The organism is Primorskyibacter sedentarius (assembly GCF_004342065.1).
Taxonomy (GTDB): Bacteria; Pseudomonadota; Alphaproteobacteria; order Rhodobacterales; family Rhodobacteraceae; genus Primorskyibacter; species Primorskyibacter sedentarius.
The window spans coordinates 1-1535 of sequence record NZ_SLZU01000074.1; the positions used below are offsets into that span (position 1 = coordinate 1).

Annotated in this window: 2 protein-coding genes and 1 pseudogene; 2 read left to right on the top strand and 1 reads right to left on the bottom strand. The window is 55.0% G+C overall.

The window, feature by feature from the left end; translation table 11 throughout:
* Positions 1-47 precede the first annotated feature (47 nt).
* Positions 48-515 (top strand): annotated as a pseudogene (locus EDD52_RS23510) (ATP-binding protein); the annotation flags it as partial.
* 66 nt (positions 516-581) lie between these two features.
* On the opposite strand, the gene EDD52_RS23515 reads toward EDD52_RS23510, so the two are convergent.
* Positions 582-725, bottom strand: coding sequence for an Arm DNA-binding domain-containing protein (locus EDD52_RS23515; protein WP_243652090.1), 144 nt, complete (start codon positions 723-725; stop codon positions 582-584).
* Between the two features lie 439 nt (positions 726-1164).
* Here EDD52_RS23515 and EDD52_RS23520 point away from each other — a divergent pair, with 439 nt between their 5' ends.
* Positions 1165-1365 carry a helix-turn-helix transcriptional regulator gene (locus tag EDD52_RS23520; RefSeq protein WP_132249021.1) on the top strand — a complete coding sequence of 67 codons (201 nt, stop codon included), beginning with the start codon at positions 1165-1167 and terminating at the stop codon, positions 1363-1365.
* The last annotated feature ends 170 nt before the right edge of the window (positions 1366-1535 follow it).

Sequence of the window (1535 nt, forward strand, 5' to 3'; positions counted from 1 at the left end):
ACCTTGGCACAGCGATACCGTGAGGGGGCGTCCACCCCATCGAGAGGGGTGGCCCCGGAACGGGCAAAAGCCACACGGCCACTGCAATCGGTGTGGAAGCAATCGAACATCACCGACGCAAAGTGCGCTTCTTCTCAACGGTGGAGCTGGTCAATGCGCTGGAACAAGAAAAGGCATTCGGCAAAGCTGGGAAACTGGCCGAGATGCTGACCAAGGTCGACTTGGTCATCTTGGACGAGCTTGGCTATCTGCCGTTCAGTTCGTCCGGAGGCGCGCTTCTCTTCCACCTGCTGAGTAAGCTCTATGAGCGCACCAGCGTGATCATAACCACCAACCTTAGCCTCTCAGAATGGGCACAGGTCTTCGGCGATGCAAAAATGACCACAGCACTCCTCGATAGGCTGACCCACCGCTGCCACATCCTCGAAACCGGTAACGACAGCTAACGCTTCAAAGCCAGTTCTGAGGCTGCAAAGAAAACAGGGAAGGAGACCAAAACATTGACCGCGTCATAGACCACGACGCATAATTGAGAGTGGGTCAATTCTCGGTGAAAATACCGGGTCAGTTCTCAGTGACAATCAACACCCTTTGACCACGACGCGCACGATCCAGCGCCGCGCGCCGGACGGGTCCACCACCAGATAAAGCCCCGAGCCGTCGCCATGTCGCCCCGGCCCGAGATTCTCCACCAGCTTCTTGGTCAGCTTTCCAGTCAGGGCCATGTCGATAGATACCACATTCCATACCACTCAAGGAAAGCATACGGACGGTATCGAAAGAAATCCAACGAAAAGCAGTAGCCGCGCAACCCCAACGGAACAAAGCAAAAGGGCCGCCAAAGACGACCCAGTCAAATCACGCAAAATGGTGGGGTGGCGGAGGGAATGACTCGCGCTTCAATTCGGCTGTTTTGGCAGTTCGGATCGAGTCTAGAAGTCACGAAAATCCCTTAAATCTTGAGAAAAGTGTCCGACCCCATGCCGATGGGGGCCGCTCCGTCCCGAACGTTCCGACGCCGCTTCTAAGGCCTGCACCAATTCACGCCCTCTCCGCCTGTTTCGAACATAGCCTCCGAGCACGCAACCTACCGACTTGAATAGTTTTTCTTCTCACGCATTCGTTCTCTTGCGACCGAAGTAAGTTGCGCAAAAGGAGATGAAAATGAGCGAAGTATGTGTGAATCAGAAAGAACTGGCGGCCCGCTGGAAGATCAGCCACCGAACACTTGAGCGCTGGCGTTGGGCCCAGGAAGGTCCGCGATACCTTAAGATCGGCGGCCGGGTGGTCTACAGGCTGTCCGATGTCGAGGCATTCGAACGTGAAGTCCAGAGTTTCCAGGACGAACAACCTGTTGAGGGCTGACCCAAGTGACCGGTAATCCCTTCTATTTTAAGAAGGATTTCCATGCCCTGGGCGATCACGTGTTGGAGGATTAGGCTGACGTGCTCCCCTGAAATGTCCGGCGTTTTTGGTTAGCCTGTTCTCCAACTGAGGAGACAGACGATGAAGAGAAGCCGTTTCAGCGAAGAACA

Coding starts and splice junctions, on each gene's coding strand:
- EDD52_RS23515 (WP_243652090.1), bottom strand. CDS start 725: ATGGCCCTGACTGGAAAGCTGACCAAGAAGCTGGTGGAGAATCTCGGG.
- EDD52_RS23520 (WP_132249021.1), top strand. CDS start 1,165: ATGAGCGAAGTATGTGTGAATCAGAAAGAACTGGCGGCCCGCTGGAAG.